The sequence below is a fragment of the Lysobacter antibioticus genome, from assembly GCF_001442535.1.
Taxonomy (GTDB): Bacteria; Pseudomonadota; Gammaproteobacteria; order Xanthomonadales; family Xanthomonadaceae; genus Lysobacter; species Lysobacter antibioticus.
In genome coordinates this window covers 1,592,295-1,610,120 of record NZ_CP013141.1, presented here as the reverse complement: position 1 = coordinate 1,610,120, position 17,826 = coordinate 1,592,295, and the positions used below count along the sequence as shown (strand labels likewise).

The 17,826-nt window shown below is 65.7% G+C and carries 11 protein-coding genes and 1 tRNA gene; 8 read left to right on the top strand and 4 right to left on the bottom strand.

Annotated features, from left to right (window positions below):
* Window positions 1–9: 9 nt before the first annotated feature.
* Window positions 10–1,257, bottom strand: coding sequence for a cation:proton antiporter (locus tag GLA29479_RS06625; protein ID WP_057971137.1), 1,248 nt, complete (start codon window positions 1,255–1,257; stop codon window positions 10–12).
* A 225-nt stretch (window positions 1,258–1,482) separates the two neighbouring features.
* Between GLA29479_RS06625 and GLA29479_RS06620 the strand changes: the two genes are divergently transcribed.
* The 4 genes from GLA29479_RS06620 to GLA29479_RS24365 all read left to right on the top strand — a co-directional run bounded on the left by GLA29479_RS06620 (window position 1,483) and on the right by GLA29479_RS24365 (window position 6,630).
* Window positions 1,483–1,558: transfer RNA gene (locus GLA29479_RS06620), tRNA-Thr, on the top strand.
* A gap of 594 nt (window positions 1,559–2,152) precedes the next feature.
* On the top strand, window positions 2,153–4,312 hold the full coding sequence (locus GLA29479_RS06615; RefSeq protein ID WP_057971136.1) for a type I secretion system permease/ATPase: 2,160 nt from the start codon (window positions 2,153–2,155) through the stop codon (window positions 4,310–4,312).
* Between the two features lie 4 nt (window positions 4,313–4,316).
* Window positions 4,317–5,738 carry an HlyD family type I secretion periplasmic adaptor subunit gene (locus tag GLA29479_RS06610; protein WP_057971135.1) on the top strand — a complete coding sequence of 474 codons (1,422 nt, stop codon included), beginning with the start codon at window positions 4,317–4,319 and terminating at the stop codon, window positions 5,736–5,738.
* Window positions 5,739–5,778: 40 nt separating this feature from the next.
* Complete coding sequence (locus GLA29479_RS24365) at window positions 5,779–6,630, top strand: hypothetical protein (protein WP_144436384.1); 852 nt, start codon at window positions 5,779–5,781, stop codon at window positions 6,628–6,630.
* Window positions 6,631–7,005: 375 nt separating this feature from the next.
* On the opposite strand, the gene GLA29479_RS06600 is transcribed toward GLA29479_RS24365, so the two are convergent.
* Complete coding sequence (locus GLA29479_RS06600) at window positions 7,006–11,304, bottom strand: Ig-like domain-containing domain (protein ID WP_057971134.1); 4,299 nt, start codon at window positions 11,302–11,304, stop codon at window positions 7,006–7,008.
* 572 nt (window positions 11,305–11,876) lie between these two features.
* Here GLA29479_RS06600 and GLA29479_RS06595 point away from each other — a divergent pair.
* From GLA29479_RS06595 to GLA29479_RS06585, 3 genes are all read left to right on the top strand, one after another.
* A complete protein-coding gene (locus tag GLA29479_RS06595; protein ID WP_144436382.1) occupies window positions 11,877–12,170 on the top strand; it encodes a hypothetical protein in 294 nt (97 codons plus the stop codon).
* A gap of 281 nt (window positions 12,171–12,451) precedes the next feature.
* Window positions 12,452–13,870, top strand: coding sequence for a DNA repair protein RadA (gene radA / locus GLA29479_RS06590; protein WP_057971132.1), 1,419 nt, complete (start codon window positions 12,452–12,454; stop codon window positions 13,868–13,870).
* Window positions 13,867–14,457, top strand: coding sequence for a hypothetical protein (locus GLA29479_RS06585; RefSeq protein WP_057971131.1), 591 nt, complete (start codon window positions 13,867–13,869; stop codon window positions 14,455–14,457). The genes radA and GLA29479_RS06585 overlap by 4 nt, the downstream gene beginning before the upstream one ends.
* Window positions 14,458–14,502: 45 nt before the next feature.
* On the opposite strand, the gene GLA29479_RS06580 is transcribed toward GLA29479_RS06585, so the two are convergent.
* Both GLA29479_RS06580 and GLA29479_RS06575 read right to left on the bottom strand, forming a co-directional pair.
* Entirely contained in the window at window positions 14,503–14,925 is a 423-nt protein-coding gene (locus tag GLA29479_RS06580; RefSeq protein WP_057971130.1) for a glutaredoxin family protein, read from the bottom strand.
* A 490-nt stretch (window positions 14,926–15,415) separates the two neighbouring features.
* Window positions 15,416–15,631: a hypothetical protein gene (locus GLA29479_RS06575; RefSeq protein WP_057917544.1), complete on the bottom strand. Its 216-nt coding sequence runs from the start codon at window positions 15,629–15,631 to the stop codon at window positions 15,416–15,418.
* Between the two features lie 377 nt (window positions 15,632–16,008).
* On the opposite strand from GLA29479_RS06575, the gene GLA29479_RS06570 reads away from it, so the two are divergent.
* On the top strand, window positions 16,009–17,724 hold the full coding sequence (locus GLA29479_RS06570) for a hydrogenase maturation protein (RefSeq protein ID WP_211265036.1): 1,716 nt from the start codon (window positions 16,009–16,011) through the stop codon (window positions 17,722–17,724).
* The last annotated feature ends 102 nt before the right edge of the window (window positions 17,725–17,826 follow it).

The window sequence follows — 17,826 nt, the reverse complement described above, 5'->3', positions numbered from 1 at the left end:
GGGGCTCGCTCAGACGTACTTGCGGTCGGCATCCGGGGCGGCGCTGCGACGCCCCACGATCGAACGGAACAGCGGGCCGGTCAGCACGGTCGAAAGCACCGCCAGCATGACCAGCGCGGCGTAGGCGGGTTCCGACAGCAGGCCCTTGTCGCGCAGCACGGTCGCCGCGACGATCTCCATCAGTCCCTTGCATTGCAGCAGCGCGCCGATCGCCAGTGCGTCCCGACGCGAGAACGTCGCCGACGGCGGGCACACCAGCAAGGCCGCCAGCTTCGCCGCCACCGACAGGGCCAGCAGGGCCACGGTGGCCTGCAGCGAACTCCAGCCGAGCGCGTCGCCGTCGATGCGCAAGCCGCTGTGGCCGAAGAACAGCGGCGCCAGCCCGACCAGGGCGAGCTGCCCGATCCGCTCGACCGGTAAGCGCCGGATCCAGCCCGGCGCCATGATCGCGCCGCCGAAATAGGCGCCGAGCAGCGCGTGCAGCCCCAGTTGCGAGCTGGCCGATGAGCAGGCGCCGAGGTACAGCGGCATGGCCAGCCAGATCGCGGTTGTCGGCGGCACCCAGGCCTTGCGTTCGGCCAATGCGGCGGCCGCGGCGAGAACCAGCGGCACCACGACCGCCAGCGCATCCAGCCCCGACCAGCCGGCGAAGCCGGCGCCGCCGTCGGCGATCAACAGCAACGCCGCCAGGCCGACCCACAGCACCGCGTCGTCGACGACCGCGATGCCGACCGCCACCTGGGTCAAGGCGCGGTGCTCGGCCTTGAGTTCGCGGACGATGCCGATCAGCACCGGCAAGGCGCTGACCGCCACGCAGAGCCCGATCGCGACCGCACCGAGCCAGTCCTGGCCCCGTGGAGGCGCCCAGCCGGGCAGGCCGGTGAAATAAGCGTGGGCGGCGACCGTGCCGACCAGGAACGGCAGCGCCAGCGCCAGCGCGGCACTGAGAACGAAACGGGGCAGGGACGAGCCGAGCGCACCCGGCGCAGCAGGCGAGGGCATGGCCGGATCTCCGCCGTGGCGGGTCTCCAGGCCGGCGGTGAAGGCCAGCGCCAGCACCCCGACCCAGCCGAACTGGTCGCCGATGGCCGAGGGCACGCCGACCTGCGCCGGCAGGCCGCCCACCGCCGCCAGCCCCAGGCCGATCGCGATCGGCACCACCGCCAGCGGGATCGAGCGGCCCAACAGGCGCCAGATGCCCCAGGACAACAGGATGAAGATCGACGAATCGACGAGTGCGGCGAGGATGGCTTGCATGGCGCGGATGATAACGGCGCCGCGGAATGCGCCGCATGCGCCGTATCAGCCTCGCCGCAGCACCGGTTCCGGCAGCCTAGGGGAGTTCGTACCCGGCCCATCGAAGGTGTCGTGCCTGGGAGCAGCGGTGAGCGTGCCCAGGCCTGTTCCTGGCCGCTTATCAGGGACGTTCCGGCCTTGGTCGATTGACCGCGCCGACCGTCGCCGCCTAGAATTGCCGTCTTCGCCGGAATAGCTCAGTTGGTAGAGCGGCGCATTCGTAATGCGTAGGTCGTAGGTTCGATTCCTATTTCCGGCACCACGTAACCCCGAAGGCAAGCCAACCGCCCGGCCAACGATCCAGCGGCCGCGCGCCTTCCGGAAGCGCTTCAAAGCCCCGCCTAAAGCGGGGCTTTTTTGTGCGGCGCATACGGGCCTGCAAAGGTTCAAATGCCGGCCGAAGATCCTGACAGCCAGTCTTGCGGAAGCAGGCCACGGTCCAGACGAGATTTTTTTGTGAGGATGCGGCCGCCTGAATTTTGGAGCCCGGCCTCAGTCTTCGCCGACTCCACTCACATGGCGCGCGTAGCGGATTGTGCAGGTCCGACTTAGAGCAATCTTCGTCTGTGTCCTTTCGAGCAGTTCTCAACGGAACGCCCTCTTAAGCGTTTTATACGAAAGAAACTCGTTTGCTCCATCACAACGATCTCAAGTCCTGACACGAGCCCGCCTTAGGCCTATCAGCTCAGGGCTTCGCAGGTAAGCAGATTCATCTGGCAAGCGCTTGATGAACAAGCTGAATGCCCATGCGGGCTGCCGATTATTTCTTGACAGCCGATCCTTCCCGATGTGACGCTGATCGTATTGGGGAAGGCATTCATTGCGGTGCCATAGCATTACTTGAAGGGCGGTTCGAATGTCACAGGGAAGTGCGGCGCTTGCGGTCGTAGACACCGTCGTTGCGCCTGGCAATCGGCCGGACCTCGCTCTGGTCGGGCTGGTCTTACTTGCCCAGTTCCACGGTATCGCCGCCGACGCCGCTCAACTCAGCCACCAACACGGTGCCGGCAGCGAAGCGTTCGACGACACTCGTCTTTTGCTTGCCGCAAAACAGCTCGGACTGAAAGCGCGCATCACCGCGCAGTCTGCCGGACGTATCGGTATGGCGAGCCTGCCGGCCCTGGCGTTGGTCGAGAACGGGGAGTCGTTCATCGTCGCGAAAGTCAGCGGCGACACGGTATTGATCCACGACCTCGTGCAGAAGCGACCGCGCAGCCTGTCGATGGCCGAGTTCGAGTCGCGCTATGCAGGGCGATTGCTGCAGGTCGCGTCGCGGGCTTCCGTACTGGGCGAGCTCGCCAAGTTCGACTTCAGCTGGTTCGTGCCGGCGGTGGTGAAGTACCGCAAGCTGTTGCTGGAAGTGTTCGCGGTATCGTTCTTCATCCAGATGTTCGCCCTGATCACGCCGCTGTTCTATCAGGTGGTGATGGACAAGGTGTTGGTGCACCACGGCCTCACGACGCTGCATGTGATCGCGGTCGGGCTGGTATCGATCGCGGTATTCGACGTGGTCTTGTCGGGTTTGCGTACCTATGTGTTCGCGCACACGACCAGCAAGATCGATGTCGAGCTGGGCGCGCGCCTGTTCCGGCACATCCTGGCCTTGCCGCTGGCGTACTTCGAGTCGCGCCGCGTCGGCGACACCATGGCGCGTGTGCGCGAACTCGAGAACATCCGCACCTTCCTTACCGGACAGGCGCTGACCTCGGTACTCGATCTGTTCTTTACCGTGGTGTTTCTCGCGGTGATGTTCTACTACAGCGGCTGGCTCACCCTGATCGTGGTGATCTCGCTGCCGGTCTACGCCCTGTGGTCCGCGTCGATCACGCCCGTGCTGCGCAAACGGTTGAACGAGAAGTTCGCCCGCAGCGCCGACAATCAGTCGTTCCTGGTCGAGACGGTGACCGGCATCGGCACCATCAAGGCCACCGCGGTCGACCCCCGGGTCACCCGCACCTGGGACAACCAGCTCGCGGGCTACGTCGGTGCCGCGTTCCGCGTTACCCGGTTGGCGACGATCGGCCAGCAAGGCGTGCAGTTGGTGCAGAAGCTGGTCAGCATCGCGATCCTGTTCTGGGGAGCCCAGTTGGTGATCGCAGGGGACCTGTCGATCGGGCAGCTGATCGCGTTCAATATGCTCGCCGGGCAAGTCGCCGCGCCGATCATCCGGCTGGCGCAGCTGTGGCAGGACTTCCAGCAGGTCGGCATTTCCGTCGAGCGCCTGGGCGACATTCTCAATACCCGCACCGAGCTGCCGGGTAGCCGCATGGTCCTGCCGCCGATCCGCGGCCAGGTGACTTTCGAGGGCGTGACCTTCCGCTATCGGCCCGACGCGGCCGAGGTACTCAGCGGCATCGATTTCAACATCGCCGCGGGCGAGGTGATCGGCATCGTGGGCCGGTCGGGTTCCGGCAAGAGTACGCTGACCAAGCTGGTTCAGCGCCTGTACGTGCCCGAGCGCGGCCGGGTTCTGATCGACGGTCACGATCTTGCCCTGGCCGATCCAGCGTGGCTGCGGCGTCAGCTGGGCGTGGTGCTGCAGGAGAATTTCCTGTTCAACCGCAGCGTGCGCGAGAACATCGCCTTGTCGGATCCGGGTATTCCGCTGGAGCGGGTCATCCACGCCGCCAAACTGGCCGGCGCGCACGACTTCATCGTCGAGCTGCCCGAAGGCTACGACACCAAGGTCGGCGAGCAAGGTGCGGGCTTGTCGGGAGGGCAACGTCAACGCATCGCGATCGCGCGAGCCCTGATCACCGATCCGCGCATCCTGATCTTCGATGAGGCCACCAGCGCGCTCGACTACGAATCCGAACACGCGGTGATGGCCAACATGCGGGCGATCTGCAAAGGGCGCACGGTATTGATCATTGCCCACCGTCTCTCAACCGTGCGCCAGGCCAATCGCATCGTCGTCGTCGAGAAGGGGCGGATAGTCGAAAGCGGCTCGCACGCCGAGCTGCTCGAACGTCCGGACGGTCATTACGCGTATCTGCATCGTCTGCAGCAGGGATGAACCGATGAAGCATGTCTTTCAGGCGGTCGGCGATTTCGTCGCGCGCTACGGTCGTGTCTTCAAGGCGGCTTGGTCCGTGCGCGAGACCCTGGATCCGCCGAAACGCAGTCAGGACGAGTTGGCGTTCCTGCCTGCGCATCTGGAGTTGATAGAGACGCCGCTGGCGCCGTTGCCGCGCTGGACGATGCGCATCATCGTCGCGTTCTTCTGCGTGGCGCTGTTGTGGGCCTGCATCGGCAAGCTGGACATCGTCGCGGTGGCGCAAGGCAAGACGGTGGTCGGTTCGCGCACCAAAGTGCTGCAGCCGGCGGAAACCGCGGTGGTGCGGCGGATATTGGTGCGCGACGGCGAGCGGGTGAAGCAAGGGCAGCTGTTGATCGAACTGGACGCCACCGCGACCACCGCCGACTACGAGAAGGCCGGGGAGACCCTGGTCAACGCGCGCCTGGCGGAATTGCGCCTGAGTGCGCTGGCGGCGGCGATCGATGGGCACGGCGCGCCGGTACTGGCTTCGGACCCGGCCTTGCCGGCGGTGCGTTTCCAGTCCGAACAGCAGCTCGCGCACAGCGAATTCCAGGCCTTCAGCGCCAAGCGCGACAACTTGGAAGCGGCGATCGGCCAGCGCAAGGCCGAGTTGCAGACCGTTCAGTCCCTGATTGGCCCCTTGCAGCAAAGCGCCGTGATCGCCAAAGGACGCGCTGACGATTACGCCAAGCTGGTCGAAGGCAAGTATGTAGGACGGCACGAGTACCTGCTGCGCGAGCAGGAACGCATCGCCGCCGAACGCGACCTTGCCGCGCAACGCAGCCGGCTGCACGAGACTCAATCGGCTCTGAGCGGCGCGCAGGAGCAGTTGAAGGTGTTGGTCGCCGAAACCCGTCAGCAAACCTTGGACGGGCTGCGCAAAGCGCGCGAACAAGTCCAGCAGTTCACTCCGGAAGTGGCCAAGACCGGTCAGCGCGATAAGCTCATGCAGCTGCGAGCGCCGGTAGCAGGCACGGTCCAGCAGCTCGCCGTGCATACCGTCGGTGGCGTGGTCACCCCGGCGCAGCCGCTACTGGCGGTGGTGCCGGCCGAAGAGGCGTTGGAGGTCGAGGCGACGGTGTTGAACAAGGACATCGGCTTCGTGCGTGCCGGCCAGCCGGTGACGGTGAAAGTCGAAAGCTTTCCCTACACCCGCTACGGCTACCTGACCGGCACCGTCGAAAGCGTCTCGCACGACGCCGCCCAGGACGAAAAGCTGGGACTGGTATTCCCCGCGCGGGTCAGGTTGGCCCAGACCGCGCTCGATATCGACGGGGTGCGGGTTCGCCTGACACCGGGCATGGCCTTGAGCGTCGAGATCAGTACCGGCAAGCGCAGGGTGATCGATTACCTATTGAGTCCGTTGCAGCAGCATACGGGTGAGGCCTTGCGGGAGCGGTAATTATGTCCCGCGCCAAAATCAAAATATCGATGGAGTGAAGATGGACATTCGTGCGAAGAGCAGGCTTCGGTTTCGCGCGGTCCTGAGCGTAGGCGGCGTGTTGCTGACATCGTTGCTTATGAACGCTTGCGATGGCTCCCTTCAGACGTCGACTCCGGCCCAGAGACCGAAATCGACATCGTCGCCACAATCTCGGTCGCAGCATCCTTTGTCGGAACGCTCGGACGAATCCGTTTCCGGCGCTCGTCGTTGTCCTCGTGGAAAGGAAGTCGATGCTGTTTATGCGTTGGTTGGTGCCACGCTGTTCAAGTACCCGCGCGCCAATATAGTTCAATCGGTGGGTCGCTCACCGGGCAATACGCATCGGTCGGATGAGGGGGGCGCGAACGATGCAGGTTATTGCGCAGAAGTTCCCGCTCGCGTCCAGGTGTTGGACTTAAAAGACGTATTCGAACGAGATCAAGGGCCATATGCGCAGCAGTTCGGTCTGCTCACCTCGATAAGTCTGATCGGAACTTCCGATGGATCGTCCGCGATGCAAGACGTCAGCGAACGGGCCTCGGATCGCTTCGTCAATATGGCTGTGTGCAAGAACCTGAAGAACGGACTTCAAGGCTGCTCGGTCGGTAGCGACTTCGAGCATGCGCAAGTCTCCACGTTCCGCGGTGATTCGCGTGGTTACACGGCGCCACAGGGGCGTCGTTATATCGTTCTTTGCGGCCTCGGGCCGACAATTTCCCCTGATGACTGCCATGTTTATTACCGCCTGTATAGGGGTGTCAGCTTGAGTTACGGATTCGATAAATCGAGGCTTCCCGTCGATAAAATACTGGAAGTGGATGCCGCCTTGAGAAGGAAAGTCAATGCGTTAGCAGTTGTCGAGAGGAACTGATTTGCGCATTTCAATCGTTGTTTGAATAGCAAGAAAGATAAAAGGGACTGTCAATATTGCCTGCTAGCGCGGCTAGGGTGGTCTTAAGTTGTCTGCGCGAGAACAACGAGCACCTCGATGCGACTGCGCGTTTCCTCAGCATCGGCCGGGATAAGGTCAAGAGCTGCATCGCCTAGGAACGGCGCCCGCATGCTGCACTACCGGGTCGTTGATCGATTGCCAAAAGACAAAGCCCCGCCGGAGCGGGGCTGTATCTGTTAAACAGGGCCTCTGTTTCTGGACGCTTCGGTGTCTGCGAGGCCGAGGTTATCGGCGATGGACGGCGACTGCGGGCGACGCCGCCGATCCAACGACGGATCGGCGGTGAGGTTCGACCTATTCCGGAGCCTGCTCGATCACTACTTGCATCTGCGCGCTGGTCGCGTGCCCATTGATGATCGTCATCGGGTAGTCGCCGCTCGTGGGCGCGTAGTTCAGGTTGAAAGTCGCGGTCTCGTTGCTGTTGCCGCTCGACAACACCAGTTCGCCGGATGGCGTCTGCACGCTGTAGCCGACGACGTTGCCAGTGGGAGCAGTCGATTGACCGGCGACTTTCAGCAGCAGCTTCTGTCCCGCCACCACCGGAAGGGCCAGGCGCATGACTTGGCCGTGGCGCGGAATCGTCACGGTCTGCGGCTGGTCGAGGCTCAAGGTTCCGGAGAGTTCGCGGCTGAGGGTCGCGGTCGTGCTGAAGGGGCTGTAGCGGTCGGGGTCCTGCCAGTACGGCTCCAGGGCGACCAGATAACGGCCGGCCGCGAGGTCCTTCAGACGCATGCTGCAGGGGCCTTGCATGACGCAGTAACCCTGGCGCGTGGGGCCGTCGGCCAGCGGAACCACGAAGATCCTGTAGTCGCCCGAAGAGCCGTCGAGCTGGAACTCGCTCAAACCCAGGTCGAGGTATTCGCCCTGTACCGCATCGAAGGTGAAATACAGCGACTGACCGTGAAGCTGGGTGGCGAAGTTGACCGGATCGCCATCGGCGACGATATGGCCGCTTTCTCCGAGCGCGAGTTCGATCTTGCCGCTCAACTGCATCGCCTTGGATGGATCGACGAACAGCATGTATTCGCCGGTCAACGCAAGCGCGTCCAGGTTGAAGCTGTAACCCTTTTGCGACCTGCCGGTGCGCTGGCTGCCATCGGGCAGATACAATGTGTAATCGACATCCCCGAACGCGGGTGCGGTCGCGACATTCGAAATCGTCAGTGCCAGGTTCTGTCCGGCCACCGCATTGAAACGGTAGCGGCCATTGAGGCCCGGGCGGTTCAAGGTAATCGTGGTCGGGGCATTCACGCCGACGCCGCCTTCCAGGTCCGAGCTCAGTGTCGCGAGCAGCGAGCGGGCCGGCGGCGGTGGAGCGCTATCGGAGATCTTGACCGTGTAGATGCCGGCATCGAGGTTCTTGAAGTTCATGCTGCAGCCCGGCGGTGCGCAGGATTGCGAATGCAGTTGAGTGCCATCCGGTCGGTAAGCCTTGAGCCAGGCCGCCGCCGAAGTCGAGCCGCTCAACTCCGAAATGCCGAGGCCGAGATTGGCGCCTTGTTGCGCTTCGAAACTCAGATGGATTTCCTGGCCCGCGGTCTGGGTGGACATCGGCAGGGAATCGCCGTCGACCGCCAACACACCGGTCTTGGGCGTGTGCAGGATCAGTTGCGCGCTGGCGGTTTCGCCTTCGGTGGGGTCGATTCCGATCGTATAGGCGCCTGCGGCGAGCCCCGGCAGAAAGAGCGATTGGTCGGCATCGACCGAGCGGTGCAGGATCAGGCTCCCATCGGGCTTGTAGATGCGGTAGACGACGCCGCGGCCGACCGGCTGAGTCGCGTGCTGGTAGATGCCCAAGGCCACGTCCTGCGTCTGGGGCAGGTTGAAGCTGAGCAGGGCATCCTGGCCGGGGCGGGCAAGGGCCAGAGCGAACGGGGTTTCCCCGGCCAGCGACCCGCTGAGCTGGGTACTGGCGGTGGCGCGCAGGCTCAGTTTCTGCTGGCCCAGAGGTTCGACGACGATGTTGTAGTTGCCGCTTGCGAGATTCGTCAGGTTGAGGTCGCAACCGCTCAAGGAGATGCGGCACTCTTCCGAAAGCACGCTGGCGCCGCCGCTGGACAGGACGCTGATGCGGACGCGGTCGTTTCCGAGGTCCGGAGCCGACAGTTCGCTGAAGCCGAGGCCGATAGTGCCGGTCTGCGGGTTGGACAAACGGAAGTAGAAATTCTGTCCGGCGTTCTGCGCCGCTGCGTCGACGCTATCGCCGTCGAGCATAAGGCTTTCGTCGACACCGTTCGCGAGCCACAGGTTCATCGACGCGGTGGCGCCGAATTCGGTATCGACCAGCACCGAATAACGTCCGCTCGCCGGCAGGTTGGGCAGATTGAGGGTAGTCGCCGACGAGCGCGAGCTGTTGGTTTTCAAGCTCATTCCGTCGGGCCGGTACACGGTGATCGCGACCGCCCGGTTGGCCGGGGCACTGAGCAACTGCGAATACGCGAGTGCCACGGTCTGGCCGGCGCTGGCATCGAACCACAGGCGCGCATTCTGGCCGCGACGATCCAATGCGAACGGCGTGGGGGTCGAAGGCACGGGACCTGTCTTGTCGTTGCTCAAGGTCGCGGTGACCGAAACCCGGGCCGTGGCCGAATATGCGCCGAGCCGGATGTTGTGCACGCCGGCCGCCAGGCCGCTGAGATTGAAGTCGCAACCGCCGTTGGCGACGAAACAGTTGCCCAGCGTGCTTTGGCTGCCATCGGGCTTGGTCAGCACCGCGATCGCCGGTTCTCCCGCTGGCGCACCGCTAAGGGCCAGGTTGCTGAAGCCCAAGCCCAGCCTGGCGCCCGCGGCGACGTAGAAATCGACTGCTGCAGATTTGCCTTCGGTCGGCGAGGACAGATCCATCGAATCGCCGTCGGCGACGAGCGCGCCGCTGAAACCCTGGGTCAGGGTGATCTCGGTATTCGCGGTTTCGCCGTAGAGCGGGTCGACCAGGAGGGTGTATCGCCCGGTGCTCGGCAGCACGAGGTTGATCGAGGCGGTCGCAGCGGAAATCACGCTGGTCTTGATGGCGGCGCCGGCCGGGTTGTAGACGACGTAGCTGATGTCGCGGCCGGCCGGCAGCGTGGCTTGCCCGGCGATGCGCAGGCTGACTTGCTGATTGGCGCTGCCGTTGAACACCGGACGGCCGTTCTGGCCGCGATAGCTCAGGCTCAGCGGATAGGTGGCGCCGGGCTGTAGCAGCGTTGTCGCGTCGCGACTCAGCGTGGCCTTGAACTTGATCGTTGCGGTACTCGAGGTCGGACGCGCGCTCAATACATAGCTGCCCGTGCTGAGTTTGGCCAGGTTGAGCGCACATCCCGCGTATTGAGCCGTACAGCTGGTGCTGACCACGGTGCTGCCGCTGCGGGTGACTTTCACGGTCGCCGAGGTGCCCGCGCTCAAGTTCAGCTCGCTGACGCCCAGGCCGTAGTCGCCGGTTTGCGAGATCGTGAACGGCACGGTGATTTCTTGCCCTGGCGTCTGCGATTCGACATCCACCGGGGTGCCGTCGGGGGCGAGCGTGCCGCTGACCGATGTCGGCATCGAAGTAGCCGCCGTACGCGTTGCGGTCGCGACCGACGCTGTGGGTTGCGGCGATGGACGCGAGCCGGCGGTCCCGGTTTCGAAGTCGATCAGCGTCGTCGGCAAGGACTTGCCGTTGCGCGCGTGCACGCCGTCGACCAACAGCGAATACGCTGCGTTGGGTTGCATCGGTTGCCGCGGCGTCACGAACAGCAGGCGGCCGGCCTCGGCCGGAGTGACCTGGACGGCGGCGAAGCCGCGCGGGCCGAGCAGGGTGACGCTGGCAGCGTTCAATTCCGCCGTGCGCAGCGGCTGGTCGAAGCGCAGCGACAGGCGCGAGTCCGGAGCGACGTTCTGTGCCAGGTCGTGCGGGAAGGCCGCCATCAATCGCGGCGCCTGCCCGTTGTCGGTGGCGGAGGCTGCGCCGGCGGCATCGAAACTCTGCCGGACCGGGTCGTAGCGCTGGTCCTGGACGATGCGGCGGCCTCGGCCGTCGATGCCGCCGGACAGACGCACGCCACCGTCGTTCTCGATCCGGCTGCGATGGCCGATGCGTGGTGGGGTCGGTAGGCCCGTCGGCACCGATGCCGATGCGCTGCGTTCGTCCCACAGCTCGGCCTGGGCGACGCCGGCGCTGCCTGGTGTCCAACCGCCGGTGACCAGCAGACGGCCGTCGCTGAGTACGGTGGCGGCATGGCCAGCGCGCGGCAAGAGCTTGAGCGGGCCGCTCGCGCTCAAGGTGTGCGACGTCGGGTCGAACCAAAGGCCGCCTTGATGTGCCAGCCCTTTGCCGTCGACGCCGCCCCAGATCAGCACGCGTCCGCTCGGCAGCAGACTGAGGCTGGCCCAGCGCCTAGGCGTCGAAAGCGGCCAGCGACGCACGGCGCTGCCGCCTGCGCGGTCTTCTATCAAGGCCAATGCGGCGCCGCTGCGCTCGAGTACCAGCCAGCGGCCGTCCGGTAGTTGCGCGCGCGCTTCGCGGGCATCGGCCGCCAGACTGTGCGCGAGCGTCTGCGGCAGTGGCTCGGAAGCGGCGCCGGCCCTGCTCGATAGCAATGCCGACGATCCCATCGTCAGAGTCAGAGCCATGGCCACTGCGCTCCAACGCCAATTCCTGCGAACTTCCTGTTGCTTGGGCCTCATGGCGGGTTCCTTGTGTGTAGACGTTTCGATGGAAACGGATGGTCACCTTGGCGATGACGCACGCACGAACCGAGACGGGACACGGTCGGTCCGAATGCGTGCGTGTCGTTGGTGCTCTCCCCAGAGCGGCTCCCGCAAAAAACGGGGCCTTGAAGCGGTGATTGATCGTCGGCCGCCGGCGTTCGGATGCCGAGCGCAGCTTCCTCAGCAAGAACGATCGACGTGTCGTCGAGGCTATTTAACCCGAAGCCCTGGCGCGGCGGTAGACGGCGCAATGTGCTTAGCCTCGGCCGTAGTGTTCAGTTTGGAAAATCCCGCGTCGCAACGCCTGAGATCTTGCCCTGTCAAGCTGCAGGGCAGCACGGAGTCCTGCGTTTCTGTCATCAACTTGCATAGAACTTGAATCCAATATCAGCAACCGGCGGCGCTTCAGCAAATCGCTAATTCCTTCTTCACCTTTTTTTATCGGGCCGATCGACACCATGCGCCGGCTTGCAGCAAATACAGCAAAGGCACTGATGAAAATGCGCGTAGACGTATTCGTGGTGGGTGAGGACGAGGGTTATGTGGTCGCACCTGCCGACAGCTGGTTGCCGCTCGACGAAATGAAGGCCCTCGGCGCCTTGCGCTTCGGTTGGACGATCGACACTTCGATGGCGATGCCGAAGCTGGACTGGCATACGATCGCCAAGGACATCGATGCGCGCGGCTACAGCATCGTCGCCTCGCACGATGTCGGCGGCCTGCTGGCGATCCCGCAGCAGAACCTGCGCGCGATCTATCCCGAGCACCACCCGCCCTTCGCGGCCTGAGCCCTCGGCATGGCGGGGCCGCCTGAGGGCGGCCTTCGGGCGCGTCCGGCGCAGCGACCGCTAGTTCGATCGATTCAAGTGGGGGCGGCGAGACTGCCGGCGCCATCCGGAGCGTCGCGCCTTTGGTTCTGTCGGCTCATCGATCCTCGGCGAATCCGCCGACCGTGGCGCTTGCCCCGGCGAATCAATGAGTTGCGCGGCCAATCTCGCAGCATGCGACGGCGAGCGGCTACAGTGCGGTTTCGTACCGCATCGTTGCCAGTCGTCCGCCCATGTCGAATATGTCCAAATCGCCCGGCAAGTCCGCCGCCAAGGCCGCCCGCACCGCCTACGTCTGTTCGGAGTGCGGCGCGGACTACAACAAATGGCAGGGGCAGTGCGGCGAGTGCGGCGGCTGGAACACCCTCAGCGAATTCATCGTCGAACCGGCGGCCAAGGCCGGCGCGGGCGGCGGCGGAGTCGCCGCCAGCCGCCGTTCGAGTTGGGCCGGACGCGTCGATGCGCCCGCGGTGACCGCATTGAAGGACGTGCGCCATAGCGAGGAGTCGCGGGTCAGCACCGGCATCGGCGAGTTCGACCGTGTCCTCGGCGGCGGCCTGGTGCACGGCGCGGTCGTGCTGGTCGGCGGCGACCCCGGCATCGGCAAGTCGACCCTGTTGCTGCAGGCGATCACGCGCATGGCCCAGACCCTGCCGGGTCTGTACGTCACCGGCGAAGAATCGCTGTCGCAAGTCGCCGGCCGGGCCGCTCGCCTCGGTTTGCCGCTCGACGGCGTGCATGCCCTGGCCGAGACCGGTGTCGAGCGCATCCTCGAACACGCCGCCGCGACCAAGCCGGCGCTGATCGTCGCCGACTCGGTGCAGACCCTGTGGACCGAACAACTGGGCGCCGCGCCGGGATCGGTCAGCCAGGTCCGCGAGAGCGCGGCGCGGCTCGTGCGCTACGCCAAGGAAACCGGCACCGCGGTGTTCCTGGTCGGCCACGTGACCAAGGAGGGCGGCATCGCCGGCCCGCGCGTGCTCGAACACATGGTCGATGCGGTGTTGTATTTCGAAGGCGAGAGCGGCAGCCGTTTCCGCGTGTTGCGCGCGTTCAAGAACCGCTTCGGCGCGGTCAACGAGCTCGGCGTGTTCGCGATGAGCGACAAGGGCCTGCGCGAAGTGCCGAACCCCTCGGCGATCTTCCTGTCCGGTAGCCGTAGCCCGCAGCCGGGCAGCTGCGTCATGGTGACGCGCGAAGGCACGCGGCCGTTGCTGGTCGAGGTGCAGGCGCTGGTCGATTCCTCGCCCTTGTCGAACCCGCGCCGGGTCGCGGTCGGCATGGAGCAGAACCGCCTGGCGATGCTGCTCGCCGTGCTGCATCGCCACGGCGGCATCTCGGTCGGCGACCAGGACGTGTTCGTCAACGTGGTCGGCGGCATCCGCGTGCAGGAAACCGCAGCCGATCTGCCGGTGCTGTTGGCGGTGCTGTCGTCGCTGCGCGATCAGCCCCTGGCCGAGCACACCGTCGCCTTCGGCGAAGTCGGCCTGTCCGGGGAGATCCGGCCGGTGCCGAACGGCGAAGACCGCCTCAAGGAAGCCGCGACCCACGGCTTCAAACGCGCCATCGTGGCCAAGGGTAACGCCCCGCGCGGCGGCCGTATCGGCGAGATGGAGGTGATCGCGGTCGAACGCCTGTCCGAGGCCTTGGACGCGGCGTGAGCGACGCTCGTCGCGAACACGGCGGCACGGGCGGGTTCGCCCGTTGGGTATCGATCGTCCTGCATCCGTTCGCGGTCTTCATCGTATTGACGATGGTCAGCGTGCGGATGCTCGCGCCGCAGGCGTTCTGGTCGGCGCTGTGCGCGGTCGCGGCGGCGGTGTTGGTGAGCTGGGCCTTCGTGGCCCAGCGTCGGCGCAGCGGACAGTGGTCGACCGTGGATGCCTCGCATCCCAGCGAGCGGCCGCTGCTGTATGCGGTGTTGCTCGCGGTGCTGGCGATCTGTTGGTGGTGGATGCGCGAACGCGCGGCACCGATGGGGCAGGGGATACTCGCGGTCGCGGCGATGCTGGTCGTGGCGGCCTTGCTCAATCGCTGGATCAAACTGTCCCTGCACATGGCGAGCCTGGCGTTCGCCGGGGTGTCGCTGTTTTCGCTGCGGCCCGCGCTGGCCGCGGTTGCGATCTTGCTATTGCCGTTGCTGGCCTGGTCGCGCCTGAAACTGGCGCGACACACCCTGGCCGAAGTGATCGGCGGAACGCTGCTCGGCGCAGCGTTCGCCTGCGGCCTGCATGTCCTCGCCGGCTAAGCCCATGGAGGCCGGGCCGGCGAGGTAAGTCGAACCGCGCCGGGCTCAGGCCGCCGGCTTGGCCGCCTTGCCGTGCGCATTGATCAGTTCGACCAGCTTGGCTTCGTCGTAGCCCTGCAGGCTCTGGTCGCCGATGTATAAGGTCGGCACGCTCTTGATCTTCAGGCCGTCGGCCTCGAGCTTGGCATCCTTGTCCTGGTCGATGATGCGTTCGACGAACTTGACGTTCTGTTTTTCGAGCACGGCGCGCGCCTGTTTGCAGAACGGGCAGGTCGACAACGAGTACATCACCACGTCGCCGCCGGCCTTGGCGTAGACCGAGGAGTAATCGCCCTGGGTCACCAGCGCACCGCCGCCTCCGCCGTTGCCGAGCAGGCCGCTGTTGCGGACCAGATAACCGGCACCGACGCCGAGACCGAGCGCCAGCGCCACGACCAGAATCGTCGTCATGATCGATTTGAAGTTCATTCCATGTCCTCGTAGAGCCGGGGCGTGCGCGGGCCGGCGGTGGCTGTGATGGGGTGATCGCGCAGGCCTGCGATCGCGGCCGCAGCAGGGCGGATGCGTTCGCCGACAGGCGATGGGGTATGCGGATGGCGGCCAGTGCGGCGATCCGGGCGGGGGCCGGGCTTCGGGAGCGGTGGTAACGGAGGCGATGCGGCCTGCGGAGATAAGCCGGTGGAGGGCGTCAACGTCACTGTTGCTCCTGGTCCGTCACTGGACGCTCGGAGTTATAGCACCGCCGCGATCCGGCGCCACGACCCGGCCGCTGTGCCGATGTGATCGGCGTTGCTAAACACCGCTCCGGTCGCCTGTTCGAGTGTTCGGCGCGCGCGTGGCGTACGCTCCGGCGGCCGCGTCCGGTCCGCCGGCGGCGGTCTTCGCTGCGATGCATCACGATCTTGCGCATCGAACGCGGCCGGCAGGCGTAGTGGCGCCTGCCGGCCGCGAGAGCGGCTCAGGGGATCTGGCAACCGCAGGAAATGCCGCAGCTGCGCCAGGTGACCCGGCAGTTTTCCGCGGGATAGCCGGCGTCGATGCAGTAGTCGAAATCCGCCTGGCAAGCGTCCCAACAGCTCTGGCAACCGCCGGAGCCGATGGCGCTCAACGAAAACGCCATGCCGAAACAGAACGCGCAGGTGGCGAACAACTTGGTGGTCGTGCGCTTCAACATCAGTCCTCTCCTTGAGCCCGTCATGGGCGATGAGGCCGCGGTCGCGGCCGTTCCTGGACGCTCGACGAGAACAGGCGACGTTGCGTCCCCGACGCCGCGCTTGCAACGGATCCGCCGTCGCCCGGCGAGGATGCCGAATCGGCGCGGCGCGTGCCGGGCCACTGTCAAAACAGACGGTCGTCGCCCGTAGCAAAACGTAGCCTGGCAGCCGCGACGGTCAATGAAAACACTTGTTTTCCGCAGTTCTTCCTGGAACGGCGATGGCCGTCGAGAATTCGCGATCCCGCTGCGGCGCAGCAGAAATTTGTGATCGCCGCTCAGGAATATGAACATGCGATGGCACAAATTCGACGCTTCGTCGTGACATGGAGCGTGCGATGGCGCTGCGTATCCTGTTCCTGTGCACCGCGTACAACGGCCTTGCGCAGCGCGCCTGGGTCGAGCTGACCGATCTCGGCCATGAGGTCAGCGTGCAAGTCGCCGCCGATGCCGACACGATGCGTGCCGCGGTCGCGCGCGAGCGGCCGCAATTGATCGTCGCGCCGATGCTCAAGTCGGCGATTCCCGACGACATCTGGACCCACCACACCTGTCTGATCGTCCATCCCGGCATCGTCGGCGACCGTGGGCCGTCCTCGCTGGACTGGGCGATCCTCGACGGCGAACACGACTGGGGGGCGACGGTGTTGCAGGCGGCGGCCGAGATGGACGCCGGCGATATCTGGGCCAGCGCCGGTTTCGCCATGCGCGGCGCGTCCAAGAGTCAGCTGTACCGGCACGAAGTCACCGATGCCGCGATCCGCGCCTTGCTGCAGGCGGTGGAACGCTACGCCGGGGGCGGCTATCGCCCGCAGCCGCTCGACTACGGCCGCGCCGAGGTGCGCGGCCGCCTGCGCGCGGCGATGCGCCCGTCCGAGCGCGCGATCGACTGGCAACTCGACAGCGCCTCGGTGCTGGCGCGGGTCCGCAGCGCCGATAGCTATCCGGGCGCGCGCGCCGAACTGGCCGGGCTGCGTTGCCAAGTGTTCGGCGCTCATCTCGAGCGTTCCCTGCGCGGCCGCCCGGGCGACTTGCTCGGATGGCGCGAAGGCGCGGTCTGCGTGGCCACCGGCGACGGCGCGGTATGGCTCAGCCATCTGCGCGAGAAGGACGGGATCAAGCTGCCGGCGACCCAGGTGCTGGGCGAGCGGCGCATGCAAGGGGTGATCGAGCGCGCGTCGAGGCCGGCGATGTCGGTCGCCGGTCGCCGCGACCACGGCTACCGGCAGATCCGTTACCGCGAAGTCGGCGCGGTCGGCTATCTGCATTTCGACTTCTATAACGGCGCGATGTCGACCGCGCAGTGCGATCGGTTACGCACCGCCTTCCTGCAGGCGCGGCAACGCCCGACCCGGGCGATCGTGCTGATGGGCGGCGCCGACCTGTGGTCGAACGGCATCCACCTCAACACCATCCAGGCCTCGAACGATCCGGCGCTGGAGTCGTGGCGCAACATCCTGGCGATGAATGCCCTGGTGCGCGAGATCGTGCTGACCGACAGCCATCTGGTGATCTCGGCGATGCAGGGCAATGCCGGCGCCGGCGGGGTGATCCTGGCCTTGGCGGCGGATCAGGTGTGGGCGCGGCGCGGCGTGGTGATGAATCCGCACTACAAGAGCATGGGTGGGCTGTACGGTTCGGAGTATTGGACCTATCTGTTGCCGCGTCGGGTCGGCGACACCCTGGCCCAGGAGCTGACCGAGGGCCTGCGTCCCATCGGCGCCGCCGGTGCCGAGCGCATCGGCTTGATCGATGCGGCCTTCGGCGCCAGCGCCGCCGACTTCGTCGCCCATGTCGAACAGCGCGCCGAACGCGCGGCCGATCCGGCGAGTTGTCGCAAGGCGTTGGCGCTCAAGCGTCGGCGCCGCGCCGCCGACGAACGCCGCAAACCGCTGGAAAGTTACGGTGCCGAAGAACTCGCGCACATGTATCGCAATTTCTTCGGCGCCGATCGCAGCTACCACGAGGCGCGGCAACGCTTCGTATTGAAGTGCGCGGCGGAGGTGTGCGAGGCGGCGCCGGTGGCGCAGCCGGCGGTGCGGGTGCCGGCCTGAGTCGGGCATCGATACGGCTGCGGCCGTTAGGGGACAAGACGCGAAACGCGACAGGCCGGGCGAACCCGGCCTGTCGCGTCGATGGCGTCGATGCCATCGCCG